At 40.3% G+C, this 23273-nt stretch carries 27 protein-coding genes and 1 tRNA gene; 10 read left to right on the top strand and 18 right to left on the bottom strand.

From position 1 onward, the window contains the following. The first annotated feature begins 13 nt into the window (after positions 1 to 13). Positions 14 to 1960 (top strand): ribonuclease R, encoded by a 1947-nt coding sequence (rnr, locus tag VJH67_03605; GenBank protein HEY4516243.1) that lies wholly within the window; start codon positions 14 to 16, stop codon positions 1958 to 1960. Between the two features lie 232 nt (positions 1961 to 2192). Here rnr and VJH67_03600 read toward each other — a convergent pair whose 3' ends face one another. Beyond that, entirely contained in the window at positions 2193 to 2441 is a 249-nt protein-coding gene (locus VJH67_03600; protein ID HEY4516242.1) for a type II toxin-antitoxin system HicB family antitoxin, read from the bottom strand. Positions 2442 to 2478: 37 nt separating this feature from the next. Then, complete coding sequence (locus VJH67_03595) at positions 2479 to 2988, bottom strand: FKBP-type peptidyl-prolyl cis-trans isomerase (GenBank protein HEY4516241.1); 510 nt, start codon at positions 2986 to 2988, stop codon at positions 2479 to 2481. A gap of 73 nt (positions 2989 to 3061) precedes the next feature. Here VJH67_03595 and VJH67_03590 point away from each other — a divergent pair, with 73 nt between their 5' ends. Both VJH67_03590 and VJH67_03585 read left to right on the top strand, forming a co-directional pair. Further along, on the top strand, positions 3062 to 3778 hold the full coding sequence (locus VJH67_03590; protein HEY4516240.1) for a TIGR00730 family Rossman fold protein: 717 nt from the start codon (positions 3062 to 3064) through the stop codon (positions 3776 to 3778). A gap of 2 nt (positions 3779 to 3780) precedes the next feature. Next, positions 3781 to 4116: a 4a-hydroxytetrahydrobiopterin dehydratase gene (locus VJH67_03585; GenBank protein HEY4516239.1), complete on the top strand. Its 336-nt coding sequence runs from the start codon at positions 3781 to 3783 to the stop codon at positions 4114 to 4116. A gap of 21 nt (positions 4117 to 4137) precedes the next feature. On the opposite strand, the gene VJH67_03580 is transcribed toward VJH67_03585, so the two are convergent. The 3 genes from VJH67_03580 to VJH67_03570 are packed head-to-tail and all read right to left on the bottom strand — an operon-like array spanning position 4138 to position 5696. Continuing rightward, positions 4138 to 4521, bottom strand: a complete 384-nt coding sequence (locus tag VJH67_03580; protein ID HEY4516238.1) for a DoxX family protein — start codon at positions 4519 to 4521, stop codon at positions 4138 to 4140. A 2-nt stretch (positions 4522 to 4523) separates the two neighbouring features. Beyond that, on the bottom strand, positions 4524 to 5030 hold the full coding sequence (locus tag VJH67_03575; protein HEY4516237.1) for a hypothetical protein: 507 nt from the start codon (positions 5028 to 5030) through the stop codon (positions 4524 to 4526). A gap of 45 nt (positions 5031 to 5075) precedes the next feature. Further along, positions 5076 to 5696 (bottom strand): hypothetical protein, encoded by a 621-nt coding sequence (locus tag VJH67_03570; protein HEY4516236.1) that lies wholly within the window; start codon positions 5694 to 5696, stop codon positions 5076 to 5078. Positions 5697 to 5782: 86 nt separating this feature from the next. Between VJH67_03570 and raiA the strand changes: the two genes are divergently transcribed. Together raiA and VJH67_03560 are read left to right on the top strand one after the other, a co-directional pair. Then, the gene (gene raiA, locus VJH67_03565) at positions 5783 to 6148 is read left to right on the top strand and encodes a ribosome-associated translation inhibitor RaiA (GenBank protein ID HEY4516235.1); all 366 of its coding nucleotides are present in this window, start codon (positions 5783 to 5785) and stop codon (positions 6146 to 6148) included. Between the two features lie 30 nt (positions 6149 to 6178). Further along, the gene (locus VJH67_03560) at positions 6179 to 6418 is read left to right on the top strand and encodes a hypothetical protein (GenBank protein HEY4516234.1); all 240 of its coding nucleotides are present in this window, start codon (positions 6179 to 6181) and stop codon (positions 6416 to 6418) included. Positions 6419 to 6435: 17 nt separating this feature from the next. Here the strand turns inward: VJH67_03560 and rnc are convergent, their stop codons facing one another. The 5 genes from rnc to VJH67_03535 form a co-directional block, all read right to left on the bottom strand. After that, the gene (rnc, locus tag VJH67_03555) at positions 6436 to 7131 is read right to left on the bottom strand and encodes a ribonuclease III (protein HEY4516233.1); all 696 of its coding nucleotides are present in this window, start codon (positions 7129 to 7131) and stop codon (positions 6436 to 6438) included. Between the two features lie 13 nt (positions 7132 to 7144). Next, complete coding sequence (gene nusB, locus VJH67_03550) at positions 7145 to 8020, bottom strand: transcription antitermination factor NusB (protein ID HEY4516232.1); 876 nt, start codon at positions 8018 to 8020, stop codon at positions 7145 to 7147. A 69-nt stretch (positions 8021 to 8089) separates the two neighbouring features. After that, positions 8090 to 8302 (bottom strand): 50S ribosomal protein L32, encoded by a 213-nt coding sequence (rpmF, locus tag VJH67_03545; protein ID HEY4516231.1) that lies wholly within the window; start codon positions 8300 to 8302, stop codon positions 8090 to 8092. Positions 8303 to 8333: 31 nt separating this feature from the next. Beyond that, on the bottom strand, positions 8334 to 8942 hold the full coding sequence (locus VJH67_03540) for a ribonuclease HII (GenBank protein HEY4516230.1): 609 nt from the start codon (positions 8940 to 8942) through the stop codon (positions 8334 to 8336). A 372-nt stretch (positions 8943 to 9314) separates the two neighbouring features. Next, positions 9315 to 9449 (bottom strand): hypothetical protein, encoded by a 135-nt coding sequence (locus tag VJH67_03535; protein HEY4516229.1) that lies wholly within the window; start codon positions 9447 to 9449, stop codon positions 9315 to 9317. 159 nt (positions 9450 to 9608) lie between these two features. Here VJH67_03535 and dnaE point away from each other — a divergent pair, with 159 nt between their 5' ends. Continuing rightward, positions 9609 to 12851, top strand: a complete 3243-nt coding sequence (gene dnaE / locus VJH67_03530; protein HEY4516228.1) for a DNA polymerase III subunit alpha — start codon at positions 9609 to 9611, stop codon at positions 12849 to 12851. 226 nt (positions 12852 to 13077) lie between these two features. Next, positions 13078 to 14799, top strand: a complete 1722-nt coding sequence (thrS, locus tag VJH67_03525) for a threonine--tRNA ligase (protein ID HEY4516227.1) — start codon at positions 13078 to 13080, stop codon at positions 14797 to 14799. Positions 14800 to 14812: 13 nt separating this feature from the next. On the opposite strand, the gene VJH67_03520 is transcribed toward thrS, so the two are convergent. The 3 genes from VJH67_03520 to VJH67_03510 are packed head-to-tail and all read right to left on the bottom strand — an operon-like array spanning position 14813 to position 18174. Next, positions 14813 to 16909, bottom strand: a complete 2097-nt coding sequence (locus tag VJH67_03520) for a DNA topoisomerase subunit B (protein HEY4516226.1) — start codon at positions 16907 to 16909, stop codon at positions 14813 to 14815. A 46-nt stretch (positions 16910 to 16955) separates the two neighbouring features. After that, a complete protein-coding gene (locus VJH67_03515) occupies positions 16956 to 17567 on the bottom strand; it encodes a C39 family peptidase (GenBank protein HEY4516225.1) in 612 nt (203 codons plus the stop codon). Next, entirely contained in the window at positions 17551 to 18174 is a 624-nt protein-coding gene (locus tag VJH67_03510; protein ID HEY4516224.1) for an NlpC/P60 family protein, read from the bottom strand. The genes VJH67_03515 and VJH67_03510 overlap by 17 nt, the downstream gene beginning before the upstream one ends. Positions 18175 to 18213: 39 nt before the next feature. Between VJH67_03510 and VJH67_03505 the strand changes: the two genes are divergently transcribed. Further along, entirely contained in the window at positions 18214 to 19356 is a 1143-nt protein-coding gene (locus VJH67_03505) for a hypothetical protein (GenBank protein HEY4516223.1), read from the top strand. Position 19357: 1 nt separating this feature from the next. Here VJH67_03505 and VJH67_03500 read toward each other — a convergent pair whose 3' ends face one another. Both VJH67_03500 and VJH67_03495 read right to left on the bottom strand, forming a co-directional pair. Continuing rightward, entirely contained in the window at positions 19358 to 19702 is a 345-nt protein-coding gene (locus VJH67_03500; GenBank protein HEY4516222.1) for a type II toxin-antitoxin system PemK/MazF family toxin, read from the bottom strand. Next, complete coding sequence (locus VJH67_03495) at positions 19696 to 19947, bottom strand: hypothetical protein (protein ID HEY4516221.1); 252 nt, start codon at positions 19945 to 19947, stop codon at positions 19696 to 19698. Before VJH67_03495 ends, VJH67_03500 begins: the two co-directional genes overlap by 7 nt. 303 nt (positions 19948 to 20250) lie before the next feature. Here VJH67_03495 and VJH67_03490 point away from each other — a divergent pair, with 303 nt between their 5' ends. After that, on the top strand, positions 20251 to 21375 hold the full coding sequence (locus VJH67_03490; protein HEY4516220.1) for a glycosyltransferase family 2 protein: 1125 nt from the start codon (positions 20251 to 20253) through the stop codon (positions 21373 to 21375). Between the two features lie 11 nt (positions 21376 to 21386). Beyond that, on the top strand, positions 21387 to 22094 hold the full coding sequence (locus VJH67_03485; protein ID HEY4516219.1) for a thioredoxin family protein: 708 nt from the start codon (positions 21387 to 21389) through the stop codon (positions 22092 to 22094). A 2-nt stretch (positions 22095 to 22096) separates the two neighbouring features. Here the strand turns inward: VJH67_03485 and VJH67_03480 are convergent. The 3 genes from VJH67_03480 to tsf form a co-directional block, all read right to left on the bottom strand. Further along, positions 22097 to 22172: transfer RNA gene (locus VJH67_03480), tRNA-Thr, on the bottom strand. A gap of 41 nt (positions 22173 to 22213) precedes the next feature. Then, positions 22214 to 22666, bottom strand: coding sequence for a hypothetical protein (locus tag VJH67_03475; protein HEY4516218.1), 453 nt, complete (start codon positions 22664 to 22666; stop codon positions 22214 to 22216). Positions 22667 to 22670: 4 nt separating this feature from the next. Further along, positions 22671 to 23267: an elongation factor Ts gene (gene tsf / locus VJH67_03470; GenBank protein ID HEY4516217.1), complete on the bottom strand. Its 597-nt coding sequence runs from the start codon at positions 23265 to 23267 to the stop codon at positions 22671 to 22673. Positions 23268 to 23273 lie beyond the last annotated feature (6 nt).

Below are 23273 nucleotides of genomic sequence, written 5' to 3'. Positions count from 1 at the left end.
TTTAAAGCTCTAAATGAACTTACAGGAAAATAAAACTGGCATAATAAAAATAACTTCTAAACCGACCGGGTTTGTAGAATTAATAAGTGAGACGGAAGCTGAAGGAGAAAATGTGATTATTTTTGAAGAGGATCTAAACTGCGCCCTGAATAGGGACGAGGTGGAAATAGAGATCACCGGCAAATCATACGACAAAAAGAAAGGTCGGGTAATAAAAATAATCAAACGAAACAAAACTGATTTCGTGGGTACCATAAAAAAATCGGCTACTGGCTTTTTACTTATTCCCGACGATTTCAAATTCTACAGAAATATTGAAATCAAAAATCCTTCATCTGAAGTGAAAGAGGAAATGAAGGCCTTGTTAAAAATGGACGCATGGACTGACCCTAAAATAAATCCTTCCGGCACCATAGTAGAAATAATAGGAAAGAAAGGTTTACATGAGACAGAGATGCGTTCTATTCTTGTTGATAAAGGTATCATCTATGACTTCCCTCCTGAAGTCGAAAAAGAAGCTACGGAAATTGCCAAAAAAGAAGAAGCTAGAATGGGCGAGGAGGCTAAGCTTCGTAAAGATATAAGAGGAGTGACTACCTTCACCATAGACCCAGTCGATGCTAAAGACTTCGACGATGCCCTTTCTTTTGAAGAAGTCGATAAAAATACTTATAGAATAGGAGTGCATATTGCCGATGTGTCGCATTTTGTGCGCCCCGGCACCTTACTAGATAAAGAAGCTAGGAAGAGAGAGTTTTCCGTTTACCTTGTCGACCGTACTATACCCATGCTTCCAGAAATACTTTCAAACGGACTTTGTTCGCTCAACCCTAATGTGGACCGCCTAGCCTTTTCAGCCATATTTGACTTAGAGAAAGAAAGCGGAAAAGTGAAGTCGCGCTGGTTTGGCAAGAGCATCATAAACTCTGATAAAAGATTTTCATACGAAGAAGCGCAGGAAGTAATAGACCTAAGAATAAAGAACCAAGAATTAAGTGATAAGAACTTTGGGTATGAATTGAGCGAGCTTGATAGAATAGCGAAAATATACAGAAAAGAAAATAAAGAAAATGGAGCCATCGAATTTGAAACGGAAGAAGTGAAATTTGAACTTGATGAAACAGGAAAGCCGATCAGAGTATTTAAGAAAGCTAGGGTCGATACTATGAAAATGATCGAGGAGTGGATGCTTCTCGCCAATCGTGAGGTAGCCAAATTTATATTTGATCACTTGGAAAAGCGTGGCGGAGCTTCTATATTCCGAATACACGATTCTCCAAATATGGATAAACTTCAGGAGCTCGCAATATTTGTGAGAGCCTTGGGCCATGAGTTGAAAATAGAAGATGGAATAACGGCAAGAGAAATAAATGAACTCCTTATGGAACTCTCTGGCCATCCAAGCGAAGGGCTAGTGCGCACAGCGGCTGTAAAATCGATGGCTAAAGCAGTCTATTCGACCAAGAATATCGGCCACTTCGGACTAGCTTTTGAATATTACACCCATTTCACATCCCCTATTCGCCGTTACCCCGACCTGGTGATCCACCGAACATTAGAAAAACATTTAAACAATGGCAAAATCGGACAGGATGAAATGGCAGAACTCCAGAAAATCTGCGACGACGCCACCGAAAAAGAAATTGCAGGAACCCAAGCTGAACGAGAAAGCATAAGATACAAACAAGTGGAATATATGATGGGCAAAATCGGTCAGGAATTTGAAGGTATCATTTCTGGAGTGACTGAATGGGGTATTTATATCGAAGAGCCAAATACCAAAGCGGAAGGTATGGCAAAACTAAAGGAAATGTTGGACGATACTTATGTCCTAGATGAGAAGAATTATGCTGTTATCGGTATTCGCACCAAGAAGAAATACTCTTTAGGCGACAAAATAAAAGTCCGCCTCGCCTCCGCCGACCTCGATCGCAAGAACTTAGATTTTAAAGTTATATAACCTATTAAATATCCAAAAAATCAGACAGATTAACATTAATATCACGGAGAATTTTACGGAGAGTACCACGAGCTACAGGACTGTTAGCGGGAACTGTGATTGGGTCCTTACCTGAACAAAACATTCTGATATGGCTCCCCTTCTGGCGTACTATTTTATAACCCAACTTTTCTAAATTTCTAACAACTTTCCTATACGGCCATGATGGAATTTTGTCTCCCATCTTAAATACTTAGACGCTAACTGTGTGCAAACTTATTTCGGTAGGAAAATATGATTTTAGAACTTTTTGGTTTTCCGTCTCCTCTAAACACAAATCGATTACTTCCCTTATATTTGTAAGCGCCTCGTCTATTGTCTTACCTTGTGTATAACAACCCCTAAAAACAGGGCATTCAACAATATAAAAGCCGTCCTCATCTTTTTCTAAAAAGACAGGGAGATGCTTACCTTTGTTTGATTTTATAAGCCTTTTTCTCATTGGCTCATTATAACATATTAGGGAAAGGGTCTCTACTCTACTCTGCGCTGACTACTTCGATTTCAAAGAAGAGAGTAGACTCGGCAGGAATAGGACCGACTGCTTGAGAGCCGTAGCCGAGAGCAGGAGGGATAGTGATAAGGCGCTTGCCACCGACTTTCATACCTTCTATACCCATCTCCCAACCAGGGATAAGCTGTCCTGCTCCATAAAGAAAGGTGAACGGCTCTCCCCCACCAACAACTTTAGAATCTTGGATCAAAGTGCCATCAGAAAGTTTCAAAACATAGTGAACAGAAACAGCCATACCAGAACGAATTTCTGGGCCTGAACCGATAGATAGATCTTGTGTCATGACACCACCCGCTACGCTTTCATTCATTATATTTTGATTATCGTTGCTATTAAAGATAGACTCCACTGCGGCTACATCACCTTGAGAAGACCTATTAAAGACGCTCATCACAGTACTACCGAACATAATATAGACCACGAAAGCCAAAGAGACGCTGACAGCTACCCACTCCCTTTTTGATAAATTTTTCATATAGATTATGATTATACTCACAATTGATTAAACGACAATTGATTAAAGATTAACAAAGATAAGAAACACTGCAATGGATACTGGGAACAATCAAAAACCACTTACCTCTCTCACCTTCGAACAGATGTCGGAGATAGCACTCGATCGAGTAGCCCTCATATCGAAAGAATTTTCAGAAGGTTTCGAATTTCTAAAAAATTATCCGAAATCAGTGACTGTTTTTGGTTCGACTAGAACACCTGAAAACGACCCTTACTACGAAAAAGCTCGTGGTCTTGGTAAAAGAATAGTCGAAGAACTTCATTATTCAATAGTCACTGGTGGTGGCCCAGGCATCATGGAAGCAAGTAATCGTGGAGCATATGAGGCTGGAGGTAATTCAATAGGACTCCTCATTGAACTGCCAGAAGGCCAGGTAACTAACAAATATTTGACTGGTAAAATGATGTTCCATCATTTCTTCAGTAGGAAGGTGGCTCTTTCTTTCTCGGCAGAGGCATACGTCTTCTTCCCGGGAGGATTCGGCACCTTAGACGAATTTTCAGAAATATTGACTCTGGTTCAAACTCTCAAAATATCTCAAGTACCCATCATTTTAGTGGGGGTAGAGTACTGGGAACCGCTAGTCGCGTTCTTTAAAGAAAAAATGTCGAAAGAAAATATGATAGACAAAAGCGATCTCTCATTATTTGTTCTTACAGATAGCGACGACGAAATATTGGAGGCTATTAAGAATGCTCCGATAACTTTCGGAGTGCCACGTAGCCATACTGGAAACAAAGAAATGTAACCATGAATGACTTGTCAAAAAAACACTGCGTACCATGTGAAGGTAAGATCAAGCCTTTTGATAAAATAGAAGTTAAAGAAATGCTGGAGGAAGTAGATGAAAATTGGATGCTAATCGAGGACAAAGAGCTGGAGAAAAATTATGTTTTTAAAGATTTCAAGGATGCTCTAAATTTTGTAAATGAAGTGGGTAAGATTGCTGAAGCCGAAGGCCATCACCCAGACATTAATTTGCATGATTATAAGAAGGTAACCATCCGTCTTTCCACACACGCAATATCAGGCCTATCAGAAAATGACTTCATCTTGGCAAGCAAGATCGATGGGTTAAAAGACTAACCAAGGGTGACCCTTGGTTAGTTAAAACGACAAACTCCAAGGCTCGAGAACGGAGAGAAACATGAGAAGAGCGCCGAGAAGGGCGGCATTTTTGAGAAATTCATTGCGCTCTTGGGCTTTGGAACTCATGTCGCTGTGCTTCCAAAAAGTATGTACTTTCACTAGGGTGCCTAAGAGAAAGAAGGCGAGAAGGAAGACAGAAAGCTTAACGTATATTCCCAAAATAATTCCTAGGCCACCAGCAATTATAGCGATACCAGTTACAAACACAGTGATGCGAGGCATGGGCACGTCTTTCGACTGAGCATAGAGAGAAGTCGAGGTGTTGTGAGCCAAATGACTCCAGCCGTTGTACACAAACAGCGCACCAAAAAGAACTCTGCCAATTAGAAATAGGAATTCCATGATTACTTAACTTCCTGGAAGTTAATTCCTACCGGAAGTTTAAAACTGTCTTCATTTGGTTCAGTCGGCTCACATTTCATATTTTCTTTATCTGTGAGACCTATGATACTTGCTTGCTCTGCGGCAGAAGAGCTACCACGAGTACTATTTACAGCAGGTAATTTAAAACCGAGAGGTGAAATAGAAGTCCATATATAAGACACCCCGCCAGTTACGATGAAGTTGCTATTGAATGAAGACTCAAGATTTTCGGCACTTAAGGTAAAGAAGGCGCGAGCGTTTTCCCCAGACACAAGCACCACTCCGTCGACTGAACCACTCGCATCACCCTTTTTTATAAAGCATTGATAAGCTTCGCCTTTGGCCATTATTTCTTTTATGGAGTACTCCCCCTCTACCGCCCCCTCATTATTTGATTGGTTAGGAGTAGCTTCTCCTCCACCCAAGCCAAAGATAGCTATAAGAACAATGATGATCACGATTACCGCTATTGTTATGAAATTTCGCATTTTAGATATGTTTTATAACCTTTAATTAGTAGCCCTTACTATACCCTATTTCCTGCCTAATTTCCACTCCTCTATCCCTCCCGCTCTTCTCTCTATTTTTGACACTTTCCTAATGTACTTCTTTAACTTTTCAGGATAAAAATTAAAATGCTTACTCTTGTCGAGAGCGAGGGCTATATCATCCAGATCTTCTTCTGAATTCATCCAAACTTTTCCAAACTTCTTCAAAATATCAAAAGGTTGGGAATATGAATGAAGAGTCTTTTCGCCACTAACACTTAAAAAATATTCATGGAAGTATGAAGTGGCGAGTTCCCGAATCGATAGGTATATAGGATCGCGCCAGCGCAAGGCTGCATGATTGGTTTTACTGATCGCCCCCCAACATCCAGCCTGTTTATACACAGCCAGAACATGATCACTGTCTTTATTTAAATCTTTCACTTTTAAATCTAAAAGAAAGGCCTTCTTGTTGTTCGCCTGCATCGCCGCCACAGCAAAACATGCCCCTTCAAAACAGTGCGCTCTTTTATTTTCCAGTACTTTTAATGGAGAAAAGTACGTCTCACCATTCTTCTCAAAATTGAAAGGTAGCTGATCCAAATAATCTTGAATCCTATCCGGAGTATTGAGATTTTTAAGCATTTTTGTGAGAAATTGGGACATTTTATAAGTATACACTAGCTTCAATTCCTACTGTTTTCCCCAGTATTTATGGACATATTTAAATATTGAAATTAGAATGAAAGGTAATGAAAGTACAGATAAAGGGAAGTGCAATAGAACTCACTTCTGCGATCAAAGATTATGTTGAAAAAAGAATTTTATCGCTCGAAAAGTACATTCATGAGGAGAACGAAGAGGCCCTAGCCATGGTCGAAGTGGGTAAGATAACCCACCATCATAGAAATGGTGACGTTTTCAGAGCTGAAGTGTCGCTTGTATCACACGGTAGAAAATATTATGCCGCTGTGGAAAAAGATGATTTATACGCGGCTATAGACGAAGTAAAAGATGAGATAATGAGGGAGATGATCTCATCCAAAGAAAAGAGGGAAACACTCCTAAGAAGGGGTGGGGCCAAAATAAAATCCCTAATGAAAAGATTGAAGTTTTAGATTAAAAATTAAAAATAATAATATAAAAAAATGAACGAAGATACACATGTAGGAGGTTTTGCTTCAGCTCTAGTGATGCTGGCAGCTATCGGTAGCACTTTTTTGACTTACGGATACTACAAGGATGATGAGTTGGCAAACCAATACGAGGCTGACCAGGTATCTCTTGAGAATACCGCTTCAGCTTTAGTCGCTTTGAGAATCCAGGAGGAAGCCATGATAGAGAGTGCTAGTACTACAACAAAAGAAAAGGCTCCTGAATTGGAATAAGGTTTATTTTATTTTCTTTAGTTACCCCAACCTTTCTGTTTTAGAGCATAGCCAGCCGCTTCTTGTTCAGCCTCTTGTTTCGAATCCCCTTCTCCTTGAGATACCATATCTTGCCCGAGATACACACCAACAGTAAACTTCTTGTCGTGATCAGGACCGACTTCTTTTATCGTTTTGTATGATGGTGTCACTCCCTCTATTTCCTGAGCTTTTTCCTGTAAACGAGATTTGGCATCCGTCCACAAGCCCTCTTTCACTATTTTTTCTGTGAGCGGAGTTATAAATTTGTATATAAAATCTTTGGACTTTTCGTAACCCTGATCAAGGTAAAGTGCTCCTATCACAGCCTCTAAAGTGTTAGCTAAAATATATTGCCTGGCTCTGCCCACGTCTTTAGCCTCACCACGCGAAAGAAGGAGGAAATCGTTCACTTCTATTTCATTAGCGATAGTGGAACAGGTTTGAGCGTTCACCAAAGCCGAGCGGATAGAGGTGAGATCACCTTCAGTCTTTACAGGATAGAGGTCATATAAAAAGTGAGTGACCACAAGTTCTAGGATAGCGTCGCCTAAAAATTCAAGGCGTTCATTATGGCCACCTTTCATTCCCCTATTCTCATTGAGATATGACCTGTGAGTAAAAGCCTGGCGTAGCAGGTTTTTATTTTCAAACTCTATTCCGATGATATTTTCGAATTCTGCAAAATCGCGCATAACTTTATAAACTTTATGGACTTTTAACTAGGATATCGATAGCTTTGGTCACAATAGGCAAGATATCATCATAAAAATTCAAGTCAAGGATATCAGCCAAGCGAAACCATTGGGCATCATCCAGGCCTCCAGAACTTTTAAGCCTAACATCGGCATATTCTGTTTCTGCAAGATAATACTCTACTCGTTTTTTTATTTTGCCTTTTTCTGGATCAAAGGTACCGTATTCGGTGTGACCCAAATGTTCAGAAGGTTTTACATCAATACCGATCTCTTCCTTGATTGCCCTCTTGAGCTCAAGCTTGATATCGAGTGAAGCCTCAATATGACCTTTGGAAAGAGTCCAGTGGCCGAATACATCATGGACAAGACAGAGATACACATCATTGTCTTTTCTGGCATATACCACAGCCCCAGCAAGGGCTTCCAGGGGTATAGGTTTTTTAGGAAGAGCTTTGTCATCCTTACCTGGTTCACCCATTTCTCGGTAGACAGCGCCCAGCACTCCGTTTATAAACTTGGAACTGCTCTCACTACCAAACGTTTTACCAAGTTCGATAGCTTCATTGATAGCTACCTTTGGAGGTACTTCGGCCCTGTCAGAGAAAAGAAGCTCGTAAAGGCCGAGACGCAATATATTCCTATCCATAACACTTATTTTATCGATAGGCCAATCGGGCGCAGCCTTTTCTATAATGACATCGAGATCTTGAAACTTGGAAGTAACGCCAACGAGAAGACGTTGCATGAAAGTCCTGTCGTTCGAGTCGGGTGCGAATTCAGCCATATCACGGTCCAAAATTTCCTTAGTGTTGGACTTCTTTTCGCCGAAATCCCATTCGTAAAGTGTTTGTAGAACTGTTGATCGTGCAAGGTGCCTATTTGCCATAAAGAACTTTGTTTTAAAGAAGCTAAAATTAAGAGTCACGAATAAACAAAAAAGAATCAGCGACTGATTCTAATTCTTGACCTTCGATTCTTTCTTCTTTTGTGTTTTTTTGGCTAGTCGGGCAGTGACATTTACAATTTCCCTGCCGCCATATTTGCCACAATTAGGGCAGGCGGCGTGTTGCAACTTCGGTTGACCACATTCGGAACACAACTTCAAAGAAGCCGGCGTCAAAGCATGATGGCTTCGTGTGTTTCCTCTCTGGGACCTCGTATGTCGCATCCTGACAACCATGCTGGTATATTACATTGTTTTAGATATTTTTGCAAAAAGTTAAACGGTGGATTGAAGATAGACCATATTTTTTAATTAGCTGTCTATGTTTAGTTGTACCATAGCCTTTGTGGATATTGAAAGCATATAGAGGGTATTTTTTAGCCAAGCGAGACATAAGCCGATCACGTTTAACTTTAGCCACGATAGAAGCGCAGGCGATAAAAACATCTTTCTCATCCCCTTTTATTATAGTCTTCTGACTCCTATATTCTTCCGGCGCCTTAAGCAATCCATCAAGCCTAACCGACAAAGGGTCACCCTTGGTGTTGGAAAATTTGTGGTGTAATTTTTTAAGAGATAAGGTAATTGCCTGTGTGATTGCTTTGGAAATACCTTTTTTATCTATCGCTGAATTTGAGATATGGGTTATTCTAAAATCTACTTTTCCCTGCTGTTTTAAGTCACAAATACTGCGATTAATCGAAGAACGTTGTTCATGAGTCAATTTTTTAGAATCTTTTATTTTGCCTCCAAGAAGTTTTATAAGTTTGCCTCGCATAGAATATGGAGCTATAAAAGCTCCCACCGTCACCGGCCCAGCAAGAGGGCCTCTTCCTACTTCGTCTATTCCCACTACCATTTTCATGTAAGCATTCTACCCCAACCACTCAAATACCGGTATTTGAGTGGTTGGGGAGCCATTAAAATATAAATTAAACCCGCCCCGATTGCTCGGGGCGAGTGGGTTGAACTCTATCGAGCCAGAGTAGCTGCTACTACTTCTTTTCCTTCGCGGCGGCCTTCTGACTGATCTTCTTGGTTGCGTTGAGCATTGAGTGATTCTCCCTTTACATCAAATTGCATCCTCTCGTTAGAGAGGGTGGTACTACTTTGCTGAATTAATTGTAACTTCTGGCATTGATAGAACAATGGCCAGTTGTGGATAACTTTTATATAAAAAGTACAACCCCGGCGCGCGAACGCCGGGGTTGGGTTGGGGGGTGGACAGATCCACTGGTTAGCCGCGACGACGGATGATGCCGCGCGCGCTGATCTTCGTGGTGATGTCTTCGGTGGTGACCGCGCGCAGCTCGATACCATTTTTGCTGGTGCCGGCGGTCACTGGTTCGAAAGTGCTGAAAGCCGTGTGCATTGTGTTTTTTCCTCTTCCTGTGAGGGAATCCACTGCATTCCCGAGTAGATAATATCGAAAGTAAAAATAAAGAACAAGTGTGATTGTGGATAAGATTTTTGTCCCCGCCTTTTCGTCGAGCAGGTTTCCTTATTTCCTTTTTTAAATTAATATGAGCAGATGCGATTTACTCATTTGCATGTCCATAGCCACTATTCCCTCCTCCAAGCATTGCCAAAAATTTCAGAGCTGGTGGAAGCGGCAAAGAAAGACGGCATGGAAGCATTAGCTCTTACCGACAATGGAAATTTGTATGGAGCAATCGAATTTTATAAAGAATGCAAGAAGGCAGAGATCAAACCGATCATCGGAGTAGATTGTTATGTAGCAAGTAGAACAAGATTAGACAAGCAGGCCGGCGTCGATAAAGACAGAACGCGACTCATTCTCCTCGCAGAAAATATCGAGGGCTATAAAAATCTTTTAAAAATAGTTACTGCTTCATATATAGAAGGTTTTTATTACAAACCTCGAATCGATAAGGACCTCTTGGAAAAACATAATAATGGACTTATATGCATTTCTTCATCATGGAGCGGAGATGTATCAAATATTTTGAGGCGGGGCGACGAGGAAGGAGCACGCGAGCTCATAGAGTGGTATCAAAAAATATTTGGTGAAAAGTTTTTCATAGAGCTGACACACCACCCAGAGATGCCAGGACATAGCGAGCACATGAAGAAACTTTATGGACTAGCGATCGACATGAAAGTGCTACCTGTCGCTTCACAGGATGTGTATTACATCAACCCAGAGGACAAAAAAGCGAGAGAAACACTGATGGCCGTGATGCAAGGAGCGCCCCCAAGCAGAAGCGAAAGAGGAGGTTTTGATGAACACGATGAGGATTTTTCTTTTACTTCGCAAGAAGAGATGCAGAAACGATTTAAGGATATGCCTCAAGCTCTAGAAGGAAACGAGAAAGTGGTAAGTATGTGCAATATCGAACTTGAGCTTGGTAAATGGGTTTTCCCTGACCTCAAACTCCCTTCCGGAAAATCGCATGATGATGAACTGACGGAACTGACTTATGCTGGAATAGAAAAAAGAGGTTTAGAAAAATCGAAAGAAGTAGAAGAGAGGCTTGAATATGAACTTGGGATAATAAAAAAGAAGGGTTATTCGCCCTACTTTTTAGTAGTCGCCGACCTACTTAGATACGCACATGAAAACGGGATACTGACAACGATCAGAGGTTCAGTGGCTGGCTCGCTTACCACATATTGTGTCGGGATTACTAATGTAAATCCCCTTGAATACAAACTACCATTTGAAAGATTTTTAAACCCAGAGAGACCTTCCGCTCCCGATATAGATATGGATTATGCCGATGATAGGAGAGATGAGATGATAGCCTACGCCAAACAAAAATACGGTGACGCGCATGTAGCCCAAATAGGCACTTTTGGAACCATGATGGCAAGAGGTTCAGTGCGAGATACAGCGAGAGCTCTCGGTTTTTCATACGGAGCAGGTGACATGATAGCTAAACTTATTCCGATGGGAGCGCAGGGCTTCCCCATGACGATCGATCGAGCAATGAAGGAAAATCCAGACCTAGCTGAATTGTATAAAAAAGATGAGGACACTAGGACCATAATAGACATGGCCAAAAAAATAGAAGGTTGTGCTCGCCACATCTCCGTTCACGCGGCAGGAGTAGTGATATCCCCCACCCCACTTACTGATTTTGTGCCGCTCCAATTTGATACCAAAAGCGGTGACCACCTGATCACTCAATACGATATGCATGCAGTAGAGGAAGCAGGACTTCTGAAATTTGATTTTCTTGGAATAAAAAACTTGGCTATATTGGCCGATGCTGTGCGCAGAGTAAAGAAAATAGAAAATATAGAGGTGAATATAGAAAGCATTCCACTCGACGACAAAAAAACTTTTGAGATGTTGGCTTTGGGAGAAACCATAGGTCTTTTCCAATTGAATGGCTCTGGTATGACGAGGTTCCTGAAAGAGCTAAAACCTTCGACCATTCACGATATCAACGCCATGGTCGCCCTCTACCGTCCGGGACCAATGGAAACCATACCTGAATACATAGAACGGAAACATAACCCGGAATTGGTCGTCTACGAAGATCCACGAATGAAAGAATACTTGGAATTCTCGAACGGGCTACTGGTATACCAGGACGATGTGCTCATGACTTCCATCAAACTCGGTGGCTATTCTTGGCTCGATGCAGACAAATTACGCAAAGCCATAGGCAAGAAAATTCCTGAAGTCATGGCAGCAGAAAAAGAAAAACTGATCAAAGGCTTTATAGAATATGGCAAACTTTCGAAAAAACTGGCAGAAAAATTGTGGAAATTGATCGAGCCTTTCGCTGCCTATGGTTTCGGCAAAGCTCATGCTGCAAGTTATGGCAAAGTGGCTTACCAGACAGCGTATATGAAAGCCAATTTCCCTGAAATATATATGTCAGCAGTACTCACGGCTGATTCGGGAGATGTAGAAAAAATAGCGGAAACTATAAGTGAATGTACTCGTATGGGAATTCCGGTATTGCCTCCAGATATAAACGAGAGCTTCGCTGGTTTCTCTGTTGTAAAACCAAAGGAAAAAGCCACCACTTCGCATCTCCTTCCAGTCGACCTTCCAGTCGAGCTTCCAGTCGAGCTTCGCGGGGCGAGTAAAATACGCTTTGGCCTCACCACAATTAAAAACTTTGGTGAAGGTATAGCGGAAACAATAATAGAAGAAAGAAAGAAAAACGGAAAATTCCAGTCTATGGAGGATTTTCTAGTGCGCATTCAAGACAGAAATTTGAATAAAAAATCATTGGAGGCTCTTGTAAAGTCGGGTTGCTTTGATTCGATGGGAGAAAGAGGAAAGTTTTTAGCCCATACCGAAAGACTACTTGAATATAATAAGGAAATGGGAACGGTCAATAGTCACAATTCCCTCTTTTCCTCCGTTTCAGAAGGACACACTCCACTTCGATTAAATGATGTGCCAGAAGTGGGGGCAACAGAAAGATTAGCTTGGGAAAAAGAACTTTTGGGACTTTATGTTTCTGGTCATCCACTCGATAAATTCAAAGAAAAACTAGAATCACAAAAAATGACCATCAAAAAAATAAAGGAGGAGGTAAAAGAAGGAGAAATGGTAGTGGTCGGCGGAATACTAGAAGAAATAAAACCACACCTCACTAAAAACGGTGACAAAATGCTTTTTACCAAAATAGCTGACCTCACTGACTCGATCGAAATGGCTGTCTTCCCTCGTACCCTAGCTGAATTCAAAGATATATTTACAACCGATAAATGCATCGCTATCAAAGCCCGTGTCACTCTCCGCAACGGCGAAAAATCGTTAGTAGCCGAAAAAGCAAAAGTTTTGTAGAAATGAGGAAGCCCCGCTACACCTAAATGCAACGAGGCGTCCTAGAGAATCCTCATCGCCAAAATCTCATACTCCGAAAGATGGCGAAGAAGAAGTTCTCTATGGCTGTAGCTAGTGCCAAACTCATAGACACCTCCTACCACCAACGATACAACCATCTTATTCCAAAGTCAACAATACGGCTCCTTCAGCTGGCGGATTAAATTAACCTTGCTATTATTAAAATATGTCAGAAAAAGAACTTCCCCATATAAGACACTCTCTCGCTCACCTTATGGTTGCTGCCATGAAGGAACTTTACCCTGGTGCTAAAAATGCTATCGGTCCTGCAATTGATGATGGCTTCTACCAAGACTTCGATTTGCCCAAACCTATTTCTGAAGCAGACTTGCCCAAAATTGAAGAAAAAATGCGAGAAATGTTACCCAAATGGACAGAGTGGACTGGAAAAACCGTCACCCTTGACGAAGTCAGAAAAGAATTTTCTTGGAATGAATATAAAATAGAACTAGCGGAAGAATTTTCTAAAGAAGGTAAAGATCTTACTTTTTATACTTGTAGTGGGTTAGTAGATCTCTGCAAAGGTGGCCATGCTGTAGCTCTTTCAGAAATCGATCCGGATAGCTTCAAACTTGACCGCTTAGCTGGAGCATATTGGCGTGGCAATGAAAAAAATAAAATGCTTACTCGCATCTACGGCTTAGCATTTAATACCAAAGAGGAACTTGAAAACCACATCAAGTTAAGAGAAGAAGCAGAAAAAAGAGACCATAAAAAACTTGGGAAAGAACTTGGTCTATATATGTTCCACGAAACAGCGCCTGGAATGCCTTATTGGCTACCAAAAGGATTGATATTGTATAAGGAATTGGAAAATTACTGGAGGAAAGAACATGTAAAGTTTAATTACATGGAAATTGCAAGTCCTCTGGTGAATAAAGCTGAACTTTGGAAGACATCAGGTCATTGGGATTATTACAAGGATGATATGTTTATTGCAGATATGGGGGAAAACGAAATATACGGCATTAAACCTATGAACTGTCCTAACGCAATGATAGTTTTCAAGTCGATGCAAGTAAGTTACAAAAATCTCCCTCTTCGTCTATCTGATACTGATAGACTCCATAGATACGAAAGATCAGGAACACTAAATGGACTGTTACGCTGTCGATCATTCCAACAAGACGATTCACATAATTACATATCCGAAGATTTAATCGAATCTGAATATGAACATATCATGCAAGTCTGTAAAGATTTTTACGGAATATTTAATCTTGAATACAAATTTAGACTCGGTACTCGACCAGAAGGTTTCCTGGGAGAAATAGAAACCTGGGACAAAGCTGAGAGTATTTTAAAAAAGGTATTAGAAAAATCAGGCAAAGAATATTCTGTGGCAGAAGGAGATGGTGCTTTCTACGGACCAAAGATAGACATCGTAATGAAAGATGCCCTTGGTAGAGATTGGCAGATGGGCACGATGCAATTAGATTTTCAGCAACCAAAAAGATTTGAGCTTGAGTATACTGATAGAGATGGTAGTAAAAAAACTCCAGCTGTAATCCACAGAGTAATATATGGTTCTTTGGAAAGATTCATAGGTATATTGGTAGAACATTATGCTGGGGCCTTCCCTACTTGGCTTTCGCCTGTACAAGCTATCGTTTTACCGATAAGCGAGAAACACTTGGTGTACGCAAAAGAAGTACAGAAAGAACTTATGGAGAATGGGGTGCGCGCAGAAGTGGATGAATCAAATGAGACACTTGGTAAAAAGGTGCGTGAGGCAAAAACACAGAAAATTCCTTACCTGCTTGTAGTCGGAGATAAGGAGGTGGATTCAAAAGAAGTGGCTGTCGAGTTCCGAAATGAAAAATTAGGTACTATGCCACTTTCCCAATTCTTAGATAAAATAAAACTGGAGATAAAAGATAGAAGATAAAGACTGGAGTAGGTTATATATCTATCGTAGCGTATTTAGCGTTGGACTGAATAAAGGATTTGCGGCTTGGTACATCTGTACCCATGAGAATATCAAATATCCTGTCGGCAGCGGCGGCATCGTCGATCGAAACTAGTTTCAAAATCCTGCGTTTAGGATCCATGGTTGTTTCCCACAATTCTTCTGAATTCATTTCTCCCAAACCTTTGTAGCGCTGGACAGAAACCTTCGTTGATTTAATTTTACCAGTTTCAGTCGATTCTTCAGTTTCCTCTCCAGACTCTATTGTTTCTCCAGATTCTGCTTCGGATCTTTCTTCACTCATCGAAGCTTCAGTCGCTGGACCCATTATTTTTGCTTTCTCTTCATCCGAGTAGGCATAAAATACTTCCCTGCCTTTTTTTATTTTATATAGAGGAGGTTGAGCAATATAAATAAATCCCCCATCAATAAGTGGCCTGAAGTAGCGATACATGAGGGTAAGGATGAGGGTACGGATGTGAGCGCCATCGACATCGGCATCGGTCGCTATAATCATTTTATGATATCGAAGTTTAGTGATATCAAATGTATCACCTATGGCGGTACCTAAAGCGATAACCAAATTTTTGATTTGCTCCGAACCAAGCATTCTGTCGAGACGCGCTCTTTCAATATTCAAAATTTTACCTCGAAGCGGAAGTATGGCTTGTGTCCTTCTGTCGCGACCAGTTTTGGCTGTACCTCCTGCTGAATCCCCCTCTACAATAAAAAGCTCTGACTCTTCGGCTGATTTACTTTGACAATCGGCTAGCTTACCTGGAAGAGTCATCCCTTCGAGAGCGCCTTTCCTGAGAATCGAGTCCTTCGCCGCTTTAGCCGCCTTGCGAGCCTTGAGAGCTAGTAGTACTTTGTTTATTATTGACCTTCCGTCATCAGGATTTTCTTCTAGAAATTCTGAGAATTTGTCACTAAATATTGTATCCACCATACCCCTCGCCTCGACGGAGCCGAGTTTACCTTTGGTTTGGCCTTCAAACTGAATCTCTCTAAGTTTGACTGACACAACCGCGGTCAAGCCTTCTAAACAGTCGTCCCCGGTAAAAGCGTCCTCGCTTTCTTTTACCAAATTATTTTTCTTGGCATAACTATTAAGAGTCCTCGTTAAAGCTGTCTTAAAACCTGTGATGTGGGTACCGCCTTCGGCATTGTAAATATTGTTGGCAAAAGGCATGAGGCGACTCGATATGTCGTCGACATACTGCAGAGCTATTTCCACCCCTTCGAAATTTTCATCCTGTTTCTCGACATAAAAAATATTTTTATGAATCGGTTTCTGGGTTTGGTTGTAGAAACGCACCAGAGAAACAAGGCCGCCATCAAAATAAAAACTCATGGAAGGAGCATCGAGATGTAGGTCGCGAATGTAATAGACTTCCGTATCTTTCACTTTCTTTTCATCCACCTCCCGCAAATCGAGTACTGAAATTTTGAGCCCTTTCACTAGGTAGGCTTGTTGACGCAGGTGTGAGACTACTCTATCGAAATCAAATTTTATTTTATTCTCTCCCGTGGAAAAGATTTCTTCGTCCGGCTGGAAAGTAATAATCGTGCCATGTAGTTTAGATGAACCTATTTTTTTTACTGCAGCTTTTTTCTTACCCTTGGAATATTCCTGCATAAACATTCCCCCATCGCGATGCACTTCAGCTCGCATATATACGGAGAGAGCGTTGACTACAGAGGCGCCTACACCATGAAGACCACCAGAAACCTTGTATCCATCGCCACCAAATTTACCTCCAGCGTGAAGAGTGGAGAGGATAGTTTCGAGAGCTGAAACTTTTGTTTGTTTATGAGTATCGACTGGTATACCTCGACCATTGTCGACTACCCGGATACGATTGCCTGGAAGCAAGGATACCTCGATATCATCGGCAAAGCCGCCCATAGCCTCATCCCTCGAGTTGTCGAATATTTCCCAAATGAGGTGATGCAAGCCATCAGGACCTGTAGTACCAATATACATTCCAGGCCTCTTTCGCACAGGATCAAGCCCCTCGAGTACTGTGATCGAGTCGGCTCCGTATGCTACTTTATTTTTGACCTCTTTCCCTTTAATCTCAGGCATATTAGCCACCCTATTATAGCAATTTTTCCACCAAAAAGAAAGCTCTTTATCCCAAGAAAATAGCCAGCCGGCGCCAGAATTTTTTGAAGGTGGGGAGGTCGATAAATTGAGCATTTTTGGGCTCTCCTACAGCATCAGAATCATGATAATAAAAACCTTTCAATTCCCCATCCTCGCTCTCTTCGAAACCGATAATCAAAAGTGTGTGAAAGGATTTGCCATCAGAAAGACCTGGGAAGACCGAGGTCATGACTAAAGAATTATTCTTAATTGCAGTCTTGATTTTCTCTATTCCTCTCGCCCAAAAATATTCATCGTAAGAATTGGGTAAAAATTCATGTGTCTCTAAATTTACCGAGATTGATCGAAATTCCTCACGGTATGCCGAAAGTCCATGGTTGTGTGCGACAAAAACAATCGTATCGTGTGACCTACCATGAGCTACGACCTTCTCCGTAATCAGCCCTTTCTCCAACATGCTTTTCTGAATAATTTCACTTTCATCAAATAAATCGATTGCTGAAACCTGTCCTCTGTCTGGAAAATAATATTCAATCGCCATTTTAAGACAAACTAAAGAACAAGCTTTGTTTTGCAATTCCATATTCTCGACAACTTTAAATTGAGAGTAATAAGGCACATCAAGAATGACTTTCATATTTTTGTATTTCTTTTAAAAAGGCTTCTCTATTCATTAATTCTGACCTGTCATTAGGAATATTAACTACAAATCTTTCTTCATTCAAATCACAAACTCTTCTGAAACCGACAATGTGCTTGAAATTTTTAGCTTTATCTATTTTCTCCAAACCTACCTCACCTATCGAATCGCTTGAGTGAAGTACTTCCCCATTTCCTAGATAGATACCAGCATGATCGACACCTTCTGGGACTTTCGTGCCAGGTAGGTATTCGACCGTCTCATAATAAATTCTGCCCTCACCTGTATTTGAAAAAACTAGATCGCCAAACTGGAGTTCATTTTTTTCTACAGCCTTTCCAAAAACATATTTATCTACTGAGAGGCTTGGCATCCAAACTCCCGCCTTCGTAAAAATATAGCTTATAAGAGACGAGCAACTAAAAGCATGCGGAGCATCGAGACGCATGGAAGAAGGATTTTTATACTCCGCTCCCATGCATTCAGATATGGCTTTTTGCACCGCTTCCCCTACAACAACTTTTTTATATGAAAAACCAGTCTTTTTTAGAGACTCCTCGTTTACTTCTATGACGGAAAGACCAACCGTATATTGCCATGACATATTGTTGAATTTTAGCATGATTTTCATTAGACTAAGGATATGGAGAAAAAATCTTACAAGGTGGCGACTGAGGAACAAGAAGTACTGATAGGAGGACTAGAGAAACGTACAGACGCTGAAGCCATGAGAATAAAAAGGTATTTAGCCATGCCGGATCTGTCGCGGACAGAAGGAAGCCCACTTTTCAACATAATAGAAACTGTGAAAAAGGTACCAGTCTTAAAAGATTTCGATGTTATCGATATTCCTGAAATAATTTCGACTGATATTCTTTTCGACTTGTTTGACTTTGCACCAGACCACCCAGCTAGAAGTAAGTCCGACACCTATTATGTGGATGAAAAAAATGTTTTGAGGACACACGATACCGTCATGTGGCATTACTATTTGAATTTGCCGGAAATTAAAGAACGAATTGTAAAACAAGAAAAATTAGGCGTGCTTTGTTATGGCAAAGTCTACAGGAAAGACGAGATCGATCGTAGGCATATGAATATTTTCCATCAATTTGGTGGGCTTTATTTGCAGCCAGATAGCGAGGGTATAATGCCTCTCGATAGTTTGAAAAAAGTTTTAAGTGAGATTGTGGAAAACCTTTTTGGTAAAAATACCAAATACAGATTCCTGGATGATACTTTCCCTTATACCGATCCGTCTCTACAAATTGAAGTAGAAATTAATGGTCAATGGGTAGAAATAATGGGTGGTGGCATGCCCAAGAAAAGTGTACTCACGAAAATGAATCTTGAAGGTTACAATGGCTGGGCTTTCGGCTTCGGCCTCGAGAGGCTTGCCATCATATCGATGGAGCTGCCCGATATCCGCCTGCTTTGGTCAGAGGATGAGAGGGTGAAAAAACAACTTAAATTGGGGCAGAAGTTTGTAGAAGTATCGAAATACCCACCTGTGGTGCGTGATATTTCTTTCATTGTAAAGTCAGATGGCTTCACTCCAAACGATTATTTCGACCTAGTGCGTGATGTGGTGGGCGACCTAGCGGAAGAAATGGCTCTCATAGACAAATATGAAAATTCTGAAAAATTTGGCGAAGGTAATGTGAGTTATGCTTATAGGATAACTTATAGAAGTCTTAGTAGAACTCTCACTAATCCAGAAGTCGACTCCCTCCACAAAAAACTCGAATCCGAAACCCAAAAAGTCTTCGGAGCTAAAGTTAGGTAACTTATCCTTGAATTATTGAGGTGGCTATCAATTGTGCTCTTTCTATCTCTTCATTAGAGACTACACTTACAAATTCTACTTTTCTGGCTTTCCAATCTACAGCTTTGAGTTGATTTACGAGAGCCACTCCTTTTACTTTTCCTGTATTTATAGAAACTTCAGTGCCATACCCTCTCTTCTTGGAAGATATGGGCACAGCAAACATCAAACTTCCTTTTTGATTGAATTCTTTACTAGTCAAAACCAAGCCAGGCCTTCGGCCTTTTTGTTCGTGACCTTCGGTGGGAGAAAAAGAAAGCCAAACAACATCTCCCCTATCTGGAATATATTTTTCTCTCACTACCATACTTCTTTACCCATAGGCAAGCCCCAATAATCTTTTTGTTTCTTTCCCTTGAAACCTTTCACCAATTCTTTCATTGGTATTAGTTTAGTAGCATGTTTTAGAGAAACTTTAGGTGAAAGGACTATGGAATTACCTTTAATATTTAACATCATTACATCTCCCAAAGAAAGATTGAGCTTGCTTACTACAGACGAAGAAATTCTAAAAGCAAGACTGTTGCCCCATTTTGATAATTTAGTACTCATGTAAATAAGTATATCCAATGTATATCCTATGTCAAACTATTAAGATAACGAAAAAACGGCGCCGGTCACAATAAGCCTCAAAATTCATAGAAACCCGAAGGGTTTTGTGATAGTATTCGCGAGTTAATACATTGTGTAAATCATTGCTTTTTAGTGTTTTTTATGTTTATATATTAAATATTAATGCTGGATATTTGGACGACAATTCTATATATAATCATTTTCTTTGCTCTATACGTGCAGGTATTTTTTCTATTTTCTTTTTTAAAAAATAAAGAGACTCTTTTTAAAAAAACCACCAACATGGGACTGGATTCGTATCCGAGTGTTACCTTTCTTGTTCCTTGTTGGAATGAGGAGAAAACACTAAGGGGCACCATTGATTCAATTTACAACTTAGAATATCCAAAAGATAAATTGAAGATGATCATAATTGACGATGGAAGCTCCGATAATACATGGGAAGTAATGCAAAGTTTTAAAGACGAATCGAGGATTAAAATTTTTAAAAAAAGAAATGGGGGTAAACACTCGGCACTCAATCTAGGCTTATACCATTCCAAAACTGACCTTATGGCTTCTGTTGATGCTGATACGACCTTAGACAGTAAAGCTTTGGTTGAGATAATTAAATATTTTACAGACCCAGAAATTGTGGCTGTGGGTGGTTCGGTTCTTATCAACAAGCCATCTTCAATCGTCCAAAAAGCCCAGAGTGTTGAGTATCAAATGAATTCTTATGTCAAAAAAATGCTTGGTTTCTCAGGTGGTGTACTAGTAGCCCCTGGAGCTTTTTCAGTTTTTCGTACAGAAGCCGTCAAAAAAGTAGGTGGGTATAGAGAAGGAAATAATCTAGAGGATTTGGAATTGACTTTCAGGATGCAGACAAATAATATGAGGGTGGACCACTGTCATACCGCTTTTGCTTTTACAAAAGGTCCTTCAACATTGTTATCGTTGTTTAAACAGAGAACACGTTGGAGTAGAGGCTTCTTGGGCAACGTTCTAGAATACAAAAGAGCTCTTTTCAACAAAAAATTCGGCAACTTTGGATTGTTCTCTATGCCGATAGGTATCATAAGCTACTTCACCGTTTTTTATGTTTTTTGTTGGAGTTGGATTTACCTTGTAAAATCTACTTGGTTTAAAATAGCCAAGATCAATGCTGTCGGCTTTGGGTCTAGCGACATTCTTGATTTTTTAAAATTTGATCTATTTTTTATAGACACACGAACAATAGCCTTTTTGGTACCGGTACTTTATATATTTATGATATTTTCTATTGTTATTGGAATACGCCTTTCCAAAAGCAAAGTATCATTCTCATCTTTTGTCTCGTATTGCCTAATATACTCTCTGTTTCCGCCACTTTGGCTAATGAAGTCGGTTTACTACACACTGACATCAAAGATGCCGTCTTGGCGTTAATATAAAATAAAATGACTGACTGGAAAAAATATTTAATGGTTTTCTTTATAACCCTCGGTATTTTTGCCGTAGCTTTCTTCGTGAGTGATTATATTAATGATAAGAAACTTAACCAGCTAGAAAACATTTATCAGCAGATATCGACTAATATTCTGTCCACAGAAACAAAATTCTCCCTGCTCCGCATAGCTTCATGCGAGGATACTATTTCTGAAACTTCTCTTGAAAATGAGCTCACCCTCGAACTGAATGATATGGCAAAAAGAGTGAAGTATATGGAAAATCAACTAGGGGCTGACGATTCTAATGTAGTCCTCATCAAAACACAGTACTCTCTTTTACAAATCAAAGATTATTTGCTCATGCGGGAATTAGCGACCCGTTGCAAAGAGAAAATGTCTACCATTCTTTATTTCCACGACTTGGACTGTTCTGACTGCCGCAAACAATCTCTAGTCCTCGATAAAATTTCTTCGCTCTATCCAAACATAAGAGTCTACTGGCTTGACCGTAGCCTACAGACTCCGGCCATGCAAACTATGGTATCAATGTTTTCCATAACAAATACTCCATCGATGATTATCGAAGAAAAAACCTACTCCGGCTTTAAATCTGTCGACGAAATAAAAGAAATTATTCCAGAGCTGAAAAAGATCGATTCTGAAAGAGAAAAAGCTCAAAAGAATAAGGAAAATTCAGCTACCACAAGTGAAATATAAACTGGAGCCGGCACGAGGGTTCGAACCCCGGACATCCACTTTACAAAAGTGGCGCTCTACCAACTGAGCTATGCCGGCATACTCTTCGATCTTGAATACTATCTTATTTAAAAAATCTTTCAATCCTTCTCGTTTTTGTCTTCCAAATTTCCTATACTTTCATCCTCTATTCTACCCCTTTCACCACCTTCGGTTACTTCCGAGTCTGCGCTATTTTTATGTTCACTCATTTTGTGTAAAAAGAACGAAGAGGAACCGTTTTGTTTTAATTCTTTCTTACCCATCACCGCATCTTTCTGTTTACGATATCTTTCCTCGACTGCTTCCTTAGTTTTATTTATTTTTACTTTACTCTTTTCAGGTAGATGAACAAAAAGTAGGTACCTTACTGTTTGCACCACCTGATACATCCGATACTTTATTAAGCTCATAATACGAGCCGAAGAAACATCAAAACGAGATAAAAAATTACCTACAAATGTTTTTGTACCTGCATTTATCTCCCTATGCTTTGAGAGAAAAAGGATAACAAGCACAAGAAAGGCTGGGATGAAAAAATATATGACTAGCACAAAACTATTTTACACTGAATCGAGAGATTCTACCAATCTCTGTCTTTTCCCCAAATTTCTGAACCGCACCGCTTACCAAGTCTTTAATAAGAACATCTTGATTTTTTATAAATGATTGTTCTAGAAGAACTTTTTCTTTTAAGTAAGCTTCAAGCTTTCCTGTGATTATTTTATCCTTCATTTCTGGAGTCTTATCCTTACTATTATTTTCGATTTCCTCAGCAAAAAGCTCTTTGGCTTTAGTTTTAGCCTCCTCCGGCACATCCTCGATTTTTACATATTCAGGAGCTTGTGCGGCAACATGCATTGCTATATCACGAGCAATGGCCTTAAACTCATCATTGCGGGCCACAAAATCGGTCTCGCATAGGAGCTCCACCATAGCGCCAATACCACCTTCACCATGAATATAAGAGGCGACGACTCCAGAACCTAAATTCCTATCTGCCTTTTTTTCTGCACTTTGCTTACTTATTTTACGCAAAATGATTTTAGCCTTCTCCATATCACCTCCCGCTTCTTCAAGTGCCTTCTTGCACTGCATGACAGAAACACCAGTTGCTTCGCGGAGCTCTTTTATTTGCTCGGTTGTAATCGCCATTTTAAA

It is taken from the genome of Candidatus Paceibacterota bacterium, assembly GCA_036517255.1.
Classification (GTDB): domain Bacteria; phylum Patescibacteriota; class Minisyncoccia; order Phycocordibacterales; family WO2-35-19; genus DATDXE01.
Note: the sequence above shows the minus strand (reverse complement) of the source record. Positions and strands in the feature narration are given on the sequence as shown.